Raw genomic sequence first — 16,908 nt, 5'->3', positions numbered from 1 at the left:
TCGCCTCCTGGGTAGGTCGGGATGGCGCTCAGTGTCGCGCACCGGGCACGGCCGGGAGGTCGAGGCGGAACACCGCGCCCGGGCCGTCGCCCGGGGCCACGCACACGATGCGGCCGCCATGTCGCTCGACGATGGAGCGGCACAGCGAGAGCCCCAGCCCGGTGCCGGTGTAGGACGCCTGGACCTCCTGGCTGCGGTGGAACCGGTCGAAGACGCGTTCGCGGTCCGCCTCCGGGACCCCGATGCCGTGGTCGCGCACCTCGACCACGACCCGGTCCCCCCGGACGTGGGCGTCGACCTCCACCCGGGGCGGGACGCCGGGACGGGCGTACTTGACGCAGTTGCCCACGAGGTTGGCGAAGAGCTGGCGCACCGCCCCGGGGTCGGCGTGCACCGCGGGGAGGTCGGCCGGAGCGACGACCGGCTCGTCGAGCCCGACCAGGTCGGCCACCTCGGCCAGCAGCCCTCCGCTCCCACCGAGGACGACCACCTCGGGCCGGAGCTGGCCACCCTCCGCGGCCGCCTGCGCGAGCAGGTCGTCGATGAGCTCGCTCATGTGGACGACCGAGCGGTCGACGCGACGCACGGCGTCCCGTGCCTCGTCCTGCCCGGTCCCGTCGAGGTCGTGCTCGACGAGCGAGAGCCAGGACCGCATGGTCGTGAGCGGGCCGCGCAGGTCGTGCGCTGCCGTCGACGCGAACTCGACCAGCGGCCGGAACCCCGACCGGTGCGCGGTGACCTCCCGAACGACCAGCAGGGTCCCGAGCCGACCCGCGGCGAGCGGCCGGGAGGTGACCGCGAGCACCATCTCGCCCCCGTCCGCGAGGGGTACGACGACGTCGCCGGGGCCGAGCTCGGGCCGGCGCCACGCCGCCGGTCGGGGCGGGTGGTCGAGCAGGTCCACCAGCGCCGCCAGGGCGCGCTGCTCGTCCCCCGGCAGGTGCCGGCGCGCGAGCCGCGCGCTGGCGGCGTTGTGCGTGGTGACCCGGCGCTCGTCGTCCAGGACCAGCAGGCCCTCCCCCATGCTCCCGGTCATCCCGGAGAGCAGCTCGGCCTGGGCGTCCGACACTGCCTGCGCCGCGACGAGCTGCCGGACGAGGTCGTCCACGCGGTCGCGGAGCGTGCCCACTGCGAGGGCCGTCAGGAGGAGGGCCAGCAGGAAGGACTGGGTGCCCATCGCCTCGACGTACGGGTCGTCGAGGCGGGCGATGGGTCCGTGCCCGCCTGCGGTCAGCACCAGGGCGACCGTCCCGAGCGCGCACGCGTGCAGAGCGGCGGTGAAGGTGGTGAAGCGCGAGGCGCACCACCCGGTCAGCGGGACGAGCAGGAACACCAGGGGAAGCGGCTGGAGGAACATCGCGACGACGGCGGCGGCCGACATGCCCCACAGCACGGCCAGCTCGGCGTGACCACCGCCGCCGACCCGCGGGTCCGCGTGTCCGCGACGCCACTCCCAGGCCAGGTGACCGACGCTCCCGATCACGATCGTCCCGGCGACCTGCCGGCCCCAGACCAGCACGGCGTCGCCGAGGTCCGGGTCGTCGCCCGCAGCCCACAGCGCGAGGGTGAGCAGCACGGCCCCGACGGCGCAGGCGACCAGCACGGCCCCGGTGCCGACGGCGAGCGTCCGGAGGGTGTGCACGCTGTCCTCGCCGCCGGCGCCGATGAGCGTCGGGCACCAGCGACGCACCAGCGCCACGACCAGCCAGGTCTGCACCGCCACGCCCGCGCCGCCGAGCAGGACGAGGGGCACGTCCGCCCCGGTCACGGCGAGGACGACGCCCAGCAGCACGGCGACCAGCAGCAGGACCCGGACCTGACGGTCCGACCGCTCGGCCAGGAGCCAGAGCACCGCCACCCCTGCCGCGGGCCACACCAGGCTGACGGACGAGCCAGGCAGCACCGTGGCCCGGCCCACGAGGGCGAGCGCGACGTAGGCCACGGCGAACCCGAGGGCCGCCGGCAGGCCGAGCACCCGCACCGATGTCATGGCTCCACGGTAGGGCTGCGGCGTCCCGCCCGCGGCGGTTGAAGGCAAAACCATCCCGCGTCTCGGGTGGGAGGCTCGACCTAGGCTGGGGAGATGGGCGAGGAGCAGCTGCGGCAGGCGGTCGACGCGGCGATGCTGCCGATCGTCGCCTCCCTGGCCCCTGCCGGCGTGCTGGAGGCGCACTGGCTGCCGGACCGCGGCGGCTCGCCCGTCGTCTGGGTCCGCGTCGCGACCGAGGCCGGTCGCGTCGCGGTCGAGTCCTACCCCTGGGTGCTGCCGCAGGTCCAGGTCATCCTCGCCCGCCTCGGGCTGTCGCCGGAGAAGGTGCTGGCCCTGAGGATGGAGGTCACCTCGGTCGAGGCGGAGGACCGGCTCTTCGAGTGAGTCCGGGTCCGCCCCGCTAGGAGCTCCGGGCGTCGGTGATCGAGGTGATCCACGACTGGTGCGTGGTGCTGTTCTTGGTGATGGCGAGCAGCTCGTCCATGTGCGGCTCGAGGCCGGTGACCTTGTCGAGCGGCACCCCGATGACCAGCTGGAAGCCCAGCCCCTTCCAGGCGCGCACGGCACGGCCGGCGAACTCGGAGTCGGCCTTAACGAAGCCCTCGTCGAGGAAGACCGGTGCGAAGCGCGGGCGCGAGCGCATCTCGTCGCCGAGGCGGAAGCGGAGTGCCGACCCGACGATGAAGGCCACCAGCTCCTGGCTCTCGCCGCCGCTCTTCTCCCCCAGCGTGCGGTAGGTCGCCCGCAGCTCGCCGGTCAGCGAGTCGTAGCGCTCGGCACTCACCTCCACGTGACGGCGTACGTCGAGCAGGCGGTCGCGCTCGCTCGCGGTGCCGTCCCCGCCCTGCGTCGGGCGGCGCAGCTGCTCCATGAAACGGCTGAGCTCGGCGAAGCGCTGCTCGAGGTCGGCCTCGTCGGTGTCGGGCGCCGACCGCGCGGTGAGCGCGCGCAGGTCGCGCAGGAAGACCTGCACGTGTGCCGGGGCGAGGCGTCGCAGCCGGATCCGGAGCCGGTCGCCGGCGCCTCCGAACTCGAGGCGGCGCAGGATCGCGTTGATCGGCTCGAGCCGGTCCTCGATGTCCTCGACCGACGCTGCCATCGCACCCAGCAGGGGCACGAGGTCCTGGCCGCTCCACTCGGTCAGGCGGCGGCGCCACTCCGAGCGGCGTCCGGCCAGCCCGGTGCCGCGGATCTCCTCGAGGATGCGGGCGTAGTCGCCGTAGGACTCTGCCGTGGCGCCGAGGTTGGGCGACTCCCACTGGAGCTTGTAGGCGCGGAAGATCGAGGCGAGCTCGTCGTCGGCGCGGCGCAGCTCCGCCTCGGCGTCACCGACCGCCTCGCGCAGCCGCTCGGCCAAGCGCTGGGAGGTCTCGGCGAAGCGGTCGAGGTCGTCGGGGTCGCCCGGGGCCGCGGCGGCGCGGAAGTCCGCGGCGAGCGCGTCGCGCTGCTCCTCGTCGAGCGCGAGGGGCGCGGCCGTCTCGAGGCGGTCGTTGACCAGGTCCTCGTCGTCGACCAGGCGACCGTGCTGCTCGTTGAGCTCGCGCTGGCGCTCCTCGAGCCCGAAGCGGACCCGGCGGGTCGACTCCAGCTGCTCGGCGAGCCGCTCGATCTGCTGCTCCAGCACCTGGAGCTCGTCGTCGGCGCCGAGGATCTCGGTGCGCCGGGACTCGAGGTCGGCCAGGCGCCGCTCGCTCGCCTCGACGTCGAGGTCGTCGAAGCGCGCGACGGCCACGGCGTCGTACGCCGATCGCTGGTGCTCCAGCACCGCGGCCCGTCGGTCGAGCTCGGCGACCTCGGCGTCGATGGCGTCGAGGTCGGCGCCGATCGAGGCCAGCTCGGTGTCGAGCTCCTCGATCGCGTCGGCGTTGGAGAAGCCGATGATGCTGCGCCCCTCGGTGCGACCGTGGGTGCCGCGGCGACCGCTGCGGGTCTGGCCCGCGAGCGTGACGCGAAAGCCGCCGCCGTCGAGGTCGGAGGCGTCCTCGACGCACAGCGCGTTGCGGGCCGGCTCGGCGACGTGCGCCTGCACCCAGCCCGAGAACGGCGAGTCCTTGAAGAGCAGCTTGCCGGCGATCCGCTCGGGATCGGCAGGGCCGAGGTCGGGCAGGTCGAGCGGGACGCCCTCGAAGACGAGGCGTCCTCGCAGGTGCAGCCCGTCGATGGCGCGGGAGAAGTGCGACAGGCGGTCCACCGGCACCAGCAGGGTGCGGGCGCTGGCACCGAGGACGGTCTCGACCGCGGTGCGCCAGCGGGCCTCCTCGGGCGCGAGGTCGAGCAGCTCGGCGACATAGGGCAGCTCGTCCTCCGAGAGCCCCGACGCGCGCGCCACCTCGGCGCGCAGCTCGTGCATGCGGGAGCCGACCCGCCCCTTCTGGCTCTCCAGCGACCCGCGCTCGCGACGCAGCTCGGCCTGGCGGTGGCTGAGCGGGTAGCGCCGGTCACGGGCGCCGTCGCGCTCGCGCTTGAGCCGCTCCTGCTCACGCTCCCAGCCGGCGAGCCACTGCCGCGCGTGCAGCTGAAGCACCGCGAAGGCCTCGGCCGACATCAGCGCCGAGTCGATGTCGGGCGCGCTGGCGTCGGCGACGTCGACGAGCGGCAGCAGCCGGTCGGAGAGGACCGTACGCCGGTTCGCCCGGTCGTCGCGCACGACCTTCTCCTGCTCCACCGCCCACGCCAGCGACTGCAGGGTCGACCCACCTGCGGCGCGGTGGGCCTCCTGCGCGGCCTCGGCGTCCGCCACGAGCGCCCGCTCGGCGGCGGTGGTCGCGGCGAGCGCATCGGTCGTCGCGGCACGGTCGGCGCGGTTGGTCGTCACCGCCTGTCCGATCAGGCGCAGGTGCTCCTGGAGCAGCCAGGTGCGCAGCGGGGTGTCGCCGGAGCGGGTGACGCCGAAGGAGTCCAGCTCGGCGAGCCGCCGCGCGGCCTGGACCGTGCGCTCGTGGATGCCGGTGATCGGCTCGAGGAGCTCGAGCTTGTGCTGCTCGGTGCGCATCGCGGCGTGCGCGGCGTCGAGGTCGTCGAAGTGCTCGATGGCCCGGTCGGCGGCCGCATAGGTCGCCGGGCGCTCGAGCACCATGTCCTTGTAGAGCTCGTCGACGCTGCGCACCTGGTTGCCCGACTGGATGCGGGCCAGCAGCCGCAGCGCCTTCGCGCCGTCGCCGTTGGCGCCGATGCCGAGGCGGGCGTGCAGCACCGCGGCAAACTCGGCGTACGTCCGGTGGACCCGCACACCGGGGAAGAGCTTCTTGAGCGTGTTGGCGTGGAAGCGCTCGGCGACCGCGACCTCGAGGGTGTCGAGCCGGAGGGGGCCGTCGTGGGTGACCAGCTGCATCTGGACCTCGCCGGAGCGGGTCGCGCGGCGGGGGACGTAGTAGGTGCGCAGCACGGTGAACTGCCCGCCCCGGTCGTTGACGAACGTCATCGCCACAGCGCCCCAGGTGTCGCCGCCGCGCCCGCGCAGCAGCTTCTCCACCGGGCGACCGGTGCGCGGGTCGTCGACGACGTCGACGGCACCGCGCAGGTAGGACAGCAGGTTGCGCTGACCGATGCTGCGGGCGCGGCCCGCGACGGCGTCGTTGGAGGCGCCGTTGAACTTGGTGTCCGACGGCATCATCAGCGCGGTGTAGGCATCGAGGATCGTGCTCTTGCCGACGCCCGAGGCACCGGAGATCATCGTGGCGTCGCCGCGCAGCGGCACCGTGGTGAGGCCGCCGAAGCCGCCCCAGTTGACCAGCTGCAGCAGCGCGGCGCGCCACTGCATGGTGTCGTCGGCCGGCGTGGCGACGCTGTGCTCGGCGAAGAGCCCGTTGGGGTCGGTCTCGTCAGGAGTGGCGTCCGGGGCGTCGGGGCGCACCTCGTCGATGCTCATGCCTGCTCCTGTCCCTGCTGGTCCGCGGCCGGCTCGAAGAGGTCGCCCTCCGGCTCACCCGGCGCCTCGCCGCCGTTGGCGCGACGCAGCGCCTCGAGCAGCTCCTGGAGCAGCTCCAGCGGCAGCAGCGGCTCGACGGCCTCGCTGATCTCGAAGCGGTCGTCGCCGGGGGCACCGATGAGCAGGCCGGCCTTCACGATGCTGGTCACCGCGTTGCGGGCACGCTTCTCGTCGCCCGCCTCGTCGGTGGCGTGGGCCGGACGGAAGCTCTCGATGTAGTCGACGACGTCGTCGCGGTCGACGTACACCCGTGCGTCGCCGCCGGCGAGGCCGGCACGGAGCCGGTCGCGCAGGTGCACGAGCACCAGCGTCTCCTCGCGCGACCACGCCACGTCGTGGAGCAGGGTCGGGAAGCGGCCACCGGTCTCGGAGGTGGCCTGACGCTTCCACGCGACCTCGCGGGACCGGTCGACGAGGAGGTCGAGGAACAGGTCGTTGAGGCGTCCGCGGATGACCCGCTCGTGCTCGACCAGCACGCGCCAGTCGCGCGGGTGGGTGCGGGCGCTGATGAAGCGCTGCTTGAGCAGCGTGACGAGTGCGTGCCGCTGGCCGTGCTCGAGCCCGCCCTCGTCGCCCTCCCACAGGGAGACCGAGGCGAGGTCGCCCGGGTCCGCGTCCTCGGGCTGGAGGTCGGTGTCGGGTTCGAGGTCGAGGTCGAGGTCGGTGTCCACGCTCATGCGCGGGCCTCCTGCTGGTGGGTGTCGAGGTCGGGGTCGAGGTCGGGGTCGGGCAGCGGCACCCGTGGCACCGAGAACGTGCGGCGGGTGCCGTCGTGGCGGACCGCGACGTAGGTCTCGGCCGGAGGGTCGGTGCCGTCAGGGCTGCTGGGCCTGCCGGGGGCGGCGGCGGGCTCGCGGGCCAGGTCGGCAGCGAGGTGGAGCAGGCCGAAGATCTCGACCGGGCGCTGGAGCGAGGGCTCGAGCCGGTCGAAGAGCTCGCCGAGCGAGCGCACCGGCGAGAGGTCCGACCACGCCTCGACCAGCCGGTCGCGCAGCGAGTCCAGCTGGGGGCCACCATGCGCGATCAGCTCGTCGAGCGACACCGGCGGCGCGTCGGCGGGGTCGGCGGCCCGGATCGGGTCGGGCAGCACGTCGTCGGCGGGGTCGTGGAAGCGCTCGCGCAGGTGGTCCACGGACGCACGTGCGGGGAGCAGCGGCACGGCGTGCACGGCGCGGGGCCCGGTGGTCGCCATCCAGGTCATCAGCTCCGACTCGACCTGGCGCAGCGTCTGCTCCAGCTCGCGGTCGCGCACGGCGTCGTGGGAGACGATGTACTCCTTCAGCGTCGCGGTCACGCGCGAGCGCTGCGACAGCACGCGGTCCAGGCCTTCGCGGACCAGGCTCACCGTGCCGCGCAGCTCGGCCCGGTCGGCGTCGCTGAGCAGCCGGTCGGAGAGCGGGTGCTCGAGCACCGCGGTGAGGTCCTCGCGCAGCTGGGTCACCATCGCGTCGTCGCGCAGCAGCGCGAACGCACCCTCGAAGGCGCGGCCCTCGTGGGTGGCTGTCATCAACGCGTCGGCGCGGGCGAGATAGGCGTCGATGACCTCGCCGGCCGGTCGGTCCTCGGCCCGGAAGGCGGCCAGGATCTCGCCGCGGATGGCCCCGAACCGCTCCTCGACGCGGGCGAAGTCGCTGGGGAGGGCGGAGATGAGCGAGAGCAGCTCGGTGAAGCCCTCGAGCATGTAGTCCTCGGTGGCCCCGACCATCTCCGCGCCGTCGACGAGCCGGTCGCGCTCGGCGCGCAGCCGGGCGATCTCCTCGTTGAGGATGGACACCCGCGTCGTGCGGTCGGGGTTGGCCTCGGCGTTGAAGCGACGCACGGTGCCGAGGATCGTGGTGATGCGGTGCTCGCTGAGGGTGGCGCGGTCGCGGCTGAGGTTCTTGACCAGCTCGAGCGCCTGCTGCGCGTGCGACGTGAGGGTGTAGACCTCGTGGCCCTGCTCGTCGAGCGAGCGCACCAGCCACTGCCCGCGCATCCACCGCTGGCAGATCTCACGGCCGCTGCCGCTGGGCAGGTCGGTCTCGCCCGACTCGCGGATCCCCGCGAGGTGCTCCTCGACCTGGGTGTGCAGCCGCGCGGTGGGGATGGGCCGGTTGTTGCGACCGAACGCGGCCCGGAAGATCGTGATCACCACGGGCGCCTGGCGCTGGTGCAGCAGGGTCAGCGTCGGCTGGGCGAAGGCGCCCTTGACCCGCGCGAGCTCGACCGCGATCTCGCTCACCTGCCCACCTCCACCTGCGCTCGTACGGACCTGCCTGCGACGCGACAGCATCCCAGAGCCGCGGTGCGCCGGCGGGCAGCGGGGGCCGCTCGCGCCGTACGCGGCGGGGTTCACCCTCCAAACTGGAGCCTCGCCCCCGAAGTTTCGGGGTGGAGGCTCCAGTTTCCCCGGGTACCCGGGGAACGCGACGACAGCGGCCCCTCAGCGCCGCCGGATCCGGATCGGGCCCTTCGCGGTCGAGGGGTCCACCACGTGCCCGGCCTGGGTGATCTCCACCTCGCCGCGCTCGACGAGGCGCCGAGCGGCGCGCCGGGCCGGCTCCATGAGGTCGCGCCAGCTGTCCTCGTCGCCGACCAGCCGGGCGGCGTCGGAGGGGCAGATCGTGGACGTGCGCGCACGCTGGGCGAGCAGGTCGGTGATCGCGGCCTCGAGTCGCCGGTCGACGTCGCTCACCCCGCGCTTGCGGCACGCGGTCGAGCAGTAGCGCACCTGGTCCCAGTCGCGCTCCCACTTCTTGCGCCACTCGATGGTGCGCCCGCACGACTGGCAGGTCTTCGGCTCGGGCGTCATGCCTTCCAGTGTGCCGACCGGCACCGAGGGGGCGTACGGGACGTGTGACCTCACCCTCACCTCACCGGTCCGCGGCATAGTGGGCCGCCGTCGTCGGTTGGGCGAGGAGACAGACCACGAGAAGCAACGAAAGGCACCCGCATGCGCGCACTCGTCCAGCCCCGTTTCGGAGACCCGTCCGAGGTCCTCTCGGTCACCGAGGTCCCCGACCCCCAGCCCGGCCCCGGCCAGGTGCTCGTGCGCGTGCTCCTCTCTCCGATCCACAACCACGACCTGTGGACCGTGCGCGGCAGCTACGGCTTCAAGCCCGAGATGCCGGCGCGTGCCGGCACCGAGGCCGTCGGCGTCGTCGAGGCGCTCGGCGAGGGCGTCGAGGGCCTCGAGGTGGGGCAGCGCGTGGCCACCGGCGGCAGCTTCGGCGCCTGGGCCGAGCTCATCGTGGCGCCGGCCGCCGGACTGGTCCCGGTGCCCGAGGGCGTCGCGGACGAGGCCGCGTCGCAGCTGGTCTCGATGCCGTTCAGCGCCATCGCGCTGCTCGACTTCCTCGAGCTCTCCGAGGGCGACTGGTTCGTCCAGAACGCCGCCAACGGCGCCGTCGGTCGCCTGCTCGCCCAGCTCGCGGAGGCCCGCGGCGTGCACGTGCTCGGGCTCGTACGCCGTGCCGACGGCGTCGAGGAGCTGCGCGAGCAGGGCATCAGCCACGTCGTGGCCACCGACGACGACGACTGGCGCGACCGGGTCCGCGAGATCGTCGGCGACGCGCCCCTCGTGGCCGGCGTCGACTCCGTCGGCGGCGCCGCGGCAGGTGACGTCGTGTCCCTCCTGGCCGACGACGGCGTGCTCGTGGTCTTCGGCGCGATGGCCTCCCCGACGCTCGAGATCGGCTCGGGCGACGTGATCTTCAAGCAGGCCGTGATCAAGGGCTTCTGGGGCAGCAAGGTCTTCGGCGCGATGTCGGCGGACAAGCGGGCCGCCCTCATGGGCGAGCTGGTCCGCGGCATCGCCGACGGGACGCTGACCCTCCCGGTGGAGAAGGTCTACGCGCTGGAGGACATCGCCGACGCCGCCCGCGCGAACGGCGAGCCCGGTCGCCGCGGCAAGGTCCTGCTGCGTCCGTGAGCCGGCTCCCGGTCGCGGGACGCCGCACGATCAGCGGACGACCGCGACCGGGCACTGGGCCCGGTGCAGGACGGCCTGGCTGACCGACCCGAGCAGCAGGCCGCGGAAGTAGCCCTGGCCGCGCGAGCCGACCACGACGAGCGAGGCGTGGGCCGAGGCGTCCACCAGGCACTTCTCCGGGGGCACCGAGATCGCCTCGTGCTCGATGCGTACGTCGGGGTGCTCGGTGCGCATGCCGGCCAGGCTCTCGGCGAGGAGCAGCTCGTGCTGCTGGAGCTCGATCATCCGCGGCTCGGAGCTGTAGACGTCGGCGGAGGCGACGTGGTCCCGCCATCCGTGGATGGCCACGACGGTCTCACCCGTCTCCTCGGCACGGCGTACGGCGAAGTCGAGCGCCGCCATGCTCGTCACCGAGCCGTCGATGCCGACGACGATCCGGCGCGAGGTGGCGTCGCGGGGCTCGCGCACCACGACGACCGGGCAGTTCGCGTGGCGGGCGAGGTGCTGGCTCACCGAGCCCATCAGGGCCTCGCCGGCGGCGCTGTGCCCGCGGCTGCCCACCACGAGCACGGACGCGTGGTCCGCGGCGTGGAGCATCTCGTCGACCACGTTGCCCGAGCGCGCCTGGGTCGTGACGTCGGTGACGCCGAGGTCGGCGAGCTCCTTCTCGGCCTCGCCGAGCAGCTCGGAGCAGTCGCGGACGTAGGTCTCGGTCACCACGATGGTGCCGCCGACACCGCCCCACGTGGGCGCGAGGAGCTCGTTGACCGCGAGCACGCGGACCGGGGCGCCGGTGCGCAGCGACTCCTCCGCCACCCACCTCAGCGCGAGCTTGGCGTCGTGCGAACCGTCGTAGGCCACCACCAGGGGCATTGTCGTCCTCATGGCTCCAGCCTCGTCGCGACGTCGCGCCGCCGGCAGGGTCCTAGGTCCCTGGCCCACGGGACCGGGGTCCCTCCGTAGGGTGGCGCCATGGCGCGCCCCCTGACAGTCAGCGACAGCACGGTCGTCCCCGCGAGCGCCGCGGAGATCTACGCCCGGGTGGCGGACCCGTCGCAGATGCCGCGATGGAGCCCGGAGAACATCGCCGGCGAGGTGCCCGCGCCCGGCACGCCACTCACCGTCGGCGACACCTTCGTCGGGACCAACCGGCGTGGCCCGGCGCGTTGGTCGACCCGCTGCGTCGTGACGGCGGCCGAGCCGGGTCGCGAGTTCGCGTTCAAGGTCCGCGGCATCGGTCTGCGGACCCCCCGCGTGCGGGGCCGGATCGCCACCTGGACCTACACCTTCGAGCCCGTCGCCGACGGCACCCGGGTCACCGAGACCTGGACCGACGACCGCCAGTGGCCCGATGCTGTGGCGGCCGTCTTCGACAAGATCGCGACGCGCGGGCACCACTTCCACCAGTTCCAGCGGCGCAACATCGCCACCACGCTGAGCCGGCTGCGGGCCGACTTCGAGGCCTGAGCCCCGGTCGGGCTCGGCTCAGTCGACCCTCATCTCGCCCAGCTCGGACCAGTCGTCCTGGTCGACGCTCTGGCTGACGATCCGCGGGGTCGCGGCGAGGTACGGCGGCAGCTCGGCCTGCGCGGCCCTGAAGTGTGCGGAGCCGACGTGCGCGGCACCGGCGTCCCCGTCGCGGAAGGCCTCGACGAGGACGTACTCGTTCGGGTCGTCGAGACTGCGTGACCAGTCGAACCACAGGCACCCGTCCTCGGCGCGGGTGGCCTCGGTGAAGGCCCGGGAGATCTCGGGCCACGCCTCGGCGTGCTCGGGGCGGACGGCGAACTTGGCGGTGATGAAGATCAAGACTGCTCCTGGCGTAACGGCACGACTCGGACGGGTCCCAACGTACTCACGCCCCAACGGAGGTGACCCCGTCCGGCAGGCCGCACCTAGCGTCGAGGGACGGGCGCATTCCTGCGTCCGGCCAGACCACGGGAGCACCCATGCCGAACAAGCGACCGAGCGCGTCCACCCCCGACCAGCGGGGGGAGGGCGACGAGCTCCACCAGGGCGTGAAGCGCGGCGAGCGCATGACGACCGCGACCGGCACGCCCCTGGGCGACGGGCAGAACTCGCTGAAGGTCGGTGACCGCGGGCCGACGCTGCTCGAGGACTTCGCCTTCCGCGACAAGATGTTCCACTTCGACCACGAGCGCATCCCGGAGCGGGTCGTGCACGCCCGCGGCTACAGCGCCCACGCGACGCTCGAGTGCCTCGACGCGATCCCCGACCTCACCCGGGCGGCGCCCTTCGCCGAGAAGGGCAAGAAGACCGAGGCGTTCGTCCGCTTCTCCACCGTCGCCGGCAACCTCGGCTCCCCCGACCTGGCACGCGACGTGCGCGGGTTCGCGGTGAAGATGTACACCGAGGACGGCAACTGGGACATCGTCGGCAACAACATCCCGGTCTTCTTCATCCAGGACGCGATGAAGTTCCCCGACCTCGTCCACGCGGTCAAGGAGGAGCAGGACCGCGGCTGGCCGCAGGCCGCCTCGGCCCACGACACGTTCTGGGACTTCGTGTCCCTGATGCCGGAGTCGACGCACATGCTGCTGTGGGCGATGAGCGACCGCGCGATCCCGCGCTCGTTCCGGTTCATGGAGGGCTTCGGGGTCCACACCTACCGCTTCGTCAACGCCGACGGCGACTCCACCTTCGTGAAGTTCCACTGGAAGCCGCGCCAGGGCATGCAGTCGGTGGTGTGGAACGAGGCGCTCAAGATCAACGGCGCCGACCCCGACTTCCACCGCCGCGACCTCCACGCGGCGATCGACAGCGGCGACCTCCCGCAGTGGGACCTCGGCGTGCAGGTCTTCGACGAGGCCTTCGCCGACGAGTTCGACTTCGACGTACTTGACGCCACCAAGATCATCCCCGAGGAGGTCCTGCCGGTGCGCGTCATCGCGCGGCTCACCCTCGACCGCAACGTCGAGAACATGTTCGCCGAGAACGAGCAGGTCGCCTTCGGCACCCACAACGTGATCCCGGGCATCGACTTCAGCAACGACCCGCTGCTCCAGGGCCGCAACTTCTCCTACCTCGACACCCAGCTCAAGCGCCTGGGCAGCACCAACTTCACCCAGCTGCCGGTCAACGCCCCGCGCTGCCCGGTGGCGCACTTCCAGCGCGACGGCCACATGCAGACCTCGCTGCAGGAGGGACGCGGCAACTACGAGCCCAACTCGCTGGCCGGCGACGACCGTGGACCGCGCGCCGACGTGGTCCAGGGCTACCAGAGCGTCATGCGCCAGGAGGCCGGGCCGACCCGCCGACTGCGCGCGGAGTCGTTCGCCGACCACTACAGCCAGGCCCGTCAGTTCTTCCTGAGCCAGACCGAGGTGGAGCGCGAGCACATCGTCGCCGCCTTCGCCTTCGAGCTGGGCAAGGTCGAGGACCCGAAGATCCGCACGCGGATGCTCGCGAACCTGCGCAACGTCCACGAGGACCTCGCCGGAGCGGTCGCTGACACGCTCGCGATGCCGCTGCCCGCGGCTGCGGAGGCCGCAGTGCCGACACGCACGGACCTGCCGGAGTCGCCCGCGCTGAGCATCCTGCTCAACGGGCCCGAGTCCTTCGCCGGTCGCAAGCTCGGCGTGCTGGTCACCGACGGCAGCGACCAGGCGGTGGTGAAGGCGGTCGCCTCGGCGTTCGAGGACGCCGGCGCGGTCGTGGAGTACGTCGCCCCGGCGATCGGCCCGGTGAAGCTCGAGGGCGGCGGCACGCTCACGCCGGACCACGCGATCGACGGCGGTCCGTCGGTGCTCTTCGACGCGGTGGCGCTGCTGCCGTCGTCCGACGGCGCCGACGCGCTGGCCCGACGCGCCAGCGCGAAGGACTTCGTCAGCGACGCCTTCGCCCACCACAAGCTGCTCGGCCTCGGCGCCGACGCGGCGGTGCTGATCGCCGCGGCCGGCGTGGAGCCGGACGAGGGCTTCCTCGACCTGGCCTCCGCCGACGACGCGGCTGTCTTCCTCACCCGCTGTGCCTCGCTGAGGCACTGGGACCGCGACGTGCGTGCCTGAGCCGGGCCCGGTGCTGCTCGGCTCCCCGAGCCGGGCCGAGCGGGACGAGCTCACCGACGCTGCCGCCCGGGCAGCGGAGGCTGCGGGAGACGTGGCCGCCGCACTCGCCCTGGCCGGGGCGCTGGGCGGTCGGGTGCCCGCACCCGGGACCGGTCGCACCGCGCACGCGTGGTCGGCGTTGGCGAGCGTCGCAGCGGCCGACCTCACCGTCGCGCGCACCCTCGAGCCGCACCTCGACGCACTCGCGATCCTCGACCAGGCCGGCGAGCCCGCGCCGTCCGGCACCTGGGGCGTCTTCGCCGCCGAGGGGCCGGGCGAGCCGCTGCGCGCCGAGCCCGACGGGTCGGCGTACGTCCTCACCGGGCGCAAGCACTGGTGCTCGCTCGGGGGCGTGCTGGACCACGCACTGATCAGTGCGTGGGTGGGTGGGGAGCGACAGCTCTTCACCGTCGACCTGGCGCAGGACGCGGTGAGCGCCGTGCCTGGCACGTGGGTCGCGCGCGGCCTCGTTGCGGTCGACTCGGGTCCGCTCGACCTGGCCGGCGCCACGGCTCGCGCCGTCGGCGCCCCGGGGTGGTACCTCGAGCGGCCGGGCTTCGCGTGGGGCGGCATCGGTGTGGCCGCCGTGTGGTTCGGCGGCGCCGTCGGGATCGCCCGCAGGATGCTCGCGGCGTCGGGCACCCGAGCGCCCGACCAGGTGGCGATGATGCACCTCGGGGCCGTCGACGCGCAGCTGCACGCCGCGCGGTGCGTGCTCGAGCAGGCGGCGCAGGCCGTCGACGCGGGGACGCTCGGTGGCGCGGACGGCTGGCAGGCAGCCCTGCGGGTGCGCGAGGTCGTGGCGCTCGCCGTCGAGGACGTGCTCCGCCGCGCCGCCCACGGGCTCGGGCCGGGACCGCTCGCCACCGACGACGAGCACGCCCGGCGCGTGGCCGATCTCGAGCTCTACCTGCGCCAGTGGCACGCCGAGCGCGACCAGGCAGCGCTCGGCGAGGCGCTGCTGCGATCGGGGCCGGCCGGGTGGTGAGCGAGCCCGCCTTCCGCCACGACCGGGCCGGCACGCCCGCTGCCGCGTGGACACCGTCGATCGACGCCCTCCCGGCACTGCACCTGCCGGACTCGCGCACCCGGCTGGTCGTCGTCGGGGCCCACCCCGACGACGAGACCCTCGGGGCGGCCGGGCTGGTCCGCGCGGCCGCCCGCTCCGGGTGGGAAATCACCGTGGTGACGGCCACCGCCGGCGAGGGGTCGCACCCCGACTCCCCCACGCACCCGCGCGCCCGACTCGCTGACGTACGCCGACTCGAGCTGCAGGAGGCGATCGCCGTCCTCGCTCCCGACGCGACGGTGGCGTGCCTCGACCTCCCCGACGGCGACGTCGCGGCGCACGCCGACGCGCTGGTGGCCGTGCTCGTCGAAGAGGTCGGGGCTCGGGGCGACGAGGTCGTGCTCTGCGCCCCGTGGCGCGGGGACGGCCACCCCGACCACGAGGCGGTCGGTCGCGCGGCCGCGGTCGCCGCCGTACGCACCGACGCCCTGCTGGTCGAGTACCCCGTCTGGCTCTGGCACTGGGGCTCGCCCGAGGACCTCCCGTGGGACCGAGCCCTCCGGTTGGAGCTCGACGAGGCCGGTCGCGTCGCCAAGCGCACGGCCGTCGCCGCCCACGCCAGCCAGGTGCGTCCGCTGTCGCCGGCTCCGGGCGACGAGGTGCTGCTGGGACCGGACCTGCTGGCACACTTCGACCGCGACGGCGAGGTGTTCCTCCTCCTCGACGAGCCGGTGGAGGACGACGCGCTCGACCAGGTCCACCGCGAGCGCCCGGATCCGTGGCAGGTCGAGTCGGCCTACGAGCGGCGCAAGCGGGCACTCACGCTGGCGAGCCTGCCGCGCGAGCGCTACCGCAGCGCCCTCGAGGTCGGATGCTCGGTCGGAGCGCTGGCCGTCGACCTGGCTGGCCGCTGCGACCGGATGCTGGCCGTCGACGACAGCGAAGCCGCGATCGAGCTCGCGCGTCGGCGTACGGCCCGGATCGGCCACCTCGAGGTGCACCGGGCACGGGTGCCCGACCAGTGGCCCGAGGGGCGACACGACCTCATCTCCGTCTCCGAGGTCGGCTACTTCCTCAGCCCGCGACAGCTCGACGAGGTGGTCGGGCTCGCCCTCTCGACCCTGACGGACGACGGGCACCTGGTGCTGTGCCACTGGCGCCACCAGCCCGTCGGGTGGCCACTGGCCGGACCTGCGGTCCACGACGCGTTCCTCGCCACGGGCGCGCCCGTGCTGGTCGAGCACCACGAGCCCGACTTCGACCTCCTGGTGCTGGGGCGGCCCGCGTGAGCACGCCGTCGGCGGTGGCCGTGGTGGTCCCGGCGCGCGACGAGGAGGTGCTGCTCCCCGCCTGCCTGGAGTCGGTCCGCGTCGCCCGCGACGCGCTGCGGGCCGAGCACCCGACGATGCGCAGCGAGGTGTTCGTCGTGCTCGACGTGTGCCGCGACGACACCGCCGGCGTGGTGGCCCGCCACGGGGCGAGGGGGGTCACGAGCCGCGCCGGCTACGTCGGCGCCGCCCGAGCGCTCGGTGTGGAGACGGCCGCCGAGTGGGCCGGGGACCGCGGTGACCTGTGGATCGCGAGCACCGACGCCGACAGCGTGGTGCCGCCCCACTGGCTGCTGACCCAGGTGCGGCTGGCCGCGGAGGGGCACGACCTCGTGGTGGGGACGGTCAGCCCGCGCCCGGCCGACCTGTCCCCCGACGTGCTGGCCGCCTGGCACGCCCGCCACACGCTCTCCGACGGGCACGAGCACGTCCACGGCGCGAACCTCGGGTTCTCGCTCGACGCCTACCTCGACGTCGGCGGGTTCGCACCGCTGCCGGTCCACGAGGACGTCGAGCTCGTCGAGGCGATGCGTCGCGCCTCGCTCGACTGGGTGGCCACGGGTGCCATCGACGTGTCGACGTCAGGACGGCGTACGGCCCGGGCGCCGCTCGGCTTCGCCTCCTACCTCGAGGGCCTCGGCGCCTGATCGCGGCTGCGCCCCGGCCGTCTAGGCTG

Annotated in this window: 14 protein-coding genes; 7 read left to right on the top strand and 7 right to left on the bottom strand. The window is 73.8% G+C overall.

What is annotated here, in order from left to right:
- Positions 1-28: 28 nt before the first annotated feature.
- Positions 29-1,990 carry an ATP-binding protein gene (locus CFI00_RS09645; RefSeq protein WP_207084942.1) on the bottom strand — a complete coding sequence of 654 codons (1,962 nt, stop codon included), beginning with the start codon at positions 1,988-1,990 and terminating at the stop codon, positions 29-31.
- A gap of 93 nt (positions 1,991-2,083) precedes the next feature.
- Here CFI00_RS09645 and CFI00_RS09640 point away from each other — a divergent pair, with 93 nt between their 5' ends.
- On the top strand, positions 2,084-2,374 hold the full coding sequence (locus CFI00_RS09640) for a hypothetical protein (RefSeq protein ID WP_207084941.1): 291 nt from the start codon (positions 2,084-2,086) through the stop codon (positions 2,372-2,374).
- A 16-nt stretch (positions 2,375-2,390) separates the two neighbouring features.
- Here CFI00_RS09640 and CFI00_RS09635 read toward each other — a convergent pair whose 3' ends face one another.
- The 4 genes from CFI00_RS09635 to CFI00_RS09620 all read right to left on the bottom strand — a co-directional run bounded on the left by CFI00_RS09635 (position 2,391) and on the right by CFI00_RS09620 (position 8,709).
- Positions 2,391-5,858 (bottom strand): SbcC/MukB-like Walker B domain-containing protein, encoded by a 3,468-nt coding sequence (locus tag CFI00_RS09635; RefSeq protein WP_207084940.1) that lies wholly within the window; start codon positions 5,856-5,858, stop codon positions 2,391-2,393.
- On the bottom strand, positions 5,855-6,595 hold the full coding sequence (locus CFI00_RS09630) for a DUF4194 domain-containing protein (RefSeq protein WP_207084939.1): 741 nt from the start codon (positions 6,593-6,595) through the stop codon (positions 5,855-5,857). The genes CFI00_RS09635 and CFI00_RS09630 overlap by 4 nt, the downstream gene beginning before the upstream one ends.
- On the bottom strand, positions 6,592-8,139 hold the full coding sequence (locus tag CFI00_RS09625) for a DUF3375 domain-containing protein (protein ID WP_207084938.1): 1,548 nt from the start codon (positions 8,137-8,139) through the stop codon (positions 6,592-6,594). Before CFI00_RS09625 ends, CFI00_RS09630 begins: the two co-directional genes overlap by 4 nt.
- A 201-nt stretch (positions 8,140-8,340) precedes the next feature.
- A complete protein-coding gene (locus tag CFI00_RS09620; RefSeq protein WP_207084937.1) occupies positions 8,341-8,709 on the bottom strand; it encodes a DUF2256 and DUF3253 domain-containing protein in 369 nt (122 codons plus the stop codon).
- A gap of 141 nt (positions 8,710-8,850) precedes the next feature.
- Between CFI00_RS09620 and CFI00_RS09615 the strand changes: the two genes are divergently transcribed.
- Positions 8,851-9,828, top strand: coding sequence for a zinc-binding dehydrogenase (locus tag CFI00_RS09615; RefSeq protein ID WP_207084936.1), 978 nt, complete (start codon positions 8,851-8,853; stop codon positions 9,826-9,828).
- A gap of 30 nt (positions 9,829-9,858) precedes the next feature.
- On the opposite strand, the gene CFI00_RS09610 is transcribed toward CFI00_RS09615, so the two are convergent.
- Entirely contained in the window at positions 9,859-10,713 is an 855-nt protein-coding gene (locus CFI00_RS09610; protein WP_207084935.1) for a universal stress protein, read from the bottom strand.
- Between the two features lie 87 nt (positions 10,714-10,800).
- On the opposite strand from CFI00_RS09610, the gene CFI00_RS09605 reads away from it, so the two are divergent.
- Positions 10,801-11,295, top strand: a complete 495-nt coding sequence (locus CFI00_RS09605) for an SRPBCC family protein (protein WP_207084934.1) — start codon at positions 10,801-10,803, stop codon at positions 11,293-11,295.
- An 18-nt stretch (positions 11,296-11,313) separates the two neighbouring features.
- Here the strand turns inward: CFI00_RS09605 and CFI00_RS09600 are convergent, their stop codons facing one another.
- The gene (locus CFI00_RS09600; protein WP_207084933.1) at positions 11,314-11,637 is read right to left on the bottom strand and encodes a putative quinol monooxygenase; all 324 of its coding nucleotides are present in this window, start codon (positions 11,635-11,637) and stop codon (positions 11,314-11,316) included.
- 140 nt (positions 11,638-11,777) lie between these two features.
- Between CFI00_RS09600 and CFI00_RS09595 the strand changes: the two genes are divergently transcribed.
- Genes CFI00_RS09595 through CFI00_RS09580 form a run of 4 tightly spaced genes read left to right on the top strand, consistent with a single transcriptional unit; the run spans position 11,778 to position 16,879 of the window.
- Entirely contained in the window at positions 11,778-13,856 is a 2,079-nt protein-coding gene (locus CFI00_RS09595) for a catalase (RefSeq protein ID WP_207084932.1), read from the top strand.
- Positions 13,849-14,883, top strand: coding sequence for an acyl-CoA dehydrogenase family protein (locus CFI00_RS09590; protein ID WP_207084931.1), 1,035 nt, complete (start codon positions 13,849-13,851; stop codon positions 14,881-14,883). Before CFI00_RS09595 ends, CFI00_RS09590 begins: the two co-directional genes overlap by 8 nt.
- Complete coding sequence (locus CFI00_RS09585) at positions 14,880-16,193, top strand: bifunctional PIG-L family deacetylase/class I SAM-dependent methyltransferase (RefSeq protein ID WP_207084930.1); 1,314 nt, start codon at positions 14,880-14,882, stop codon at positions 16,191-16,193. Before CFI00_RS09590 ends, CFI00_RS09585 begins: the two co-directional genes overlap by 4 nt.
- The gene (locus CFI00_RS09580; protein ID WP_207084929.1) at positions 16,190-16,879 is read left to right on the top strand and encodes a glycosyltransferase; all 690 of its coding nucleotides are present in this window, start codon (positions 16,190-16,192) and stop codon (positions 16,877-16,879) included. Before CFI00_RS09585 ends, CFI00_RS09580 begins: the two co-directional genes overlap by 4 nt.
- Positions 16,880-16,908: the final 29 nt, after the last annotated feature.

The sequence above is a fragment of the Nocardioides sp. S5 genome (genome assembly GCF_017310035.1).
Taxonomy (GTDB): domain Bacteria; phylum Actinomycetota; class Actinomycetes; order Propionibacteriales; family Nocardioidaceae; genus Nocardioides.
Note: the sequence above shows the minus strand (reverse complement) of the source record. Positions and strands in the feature narration are given on the sequence as shown.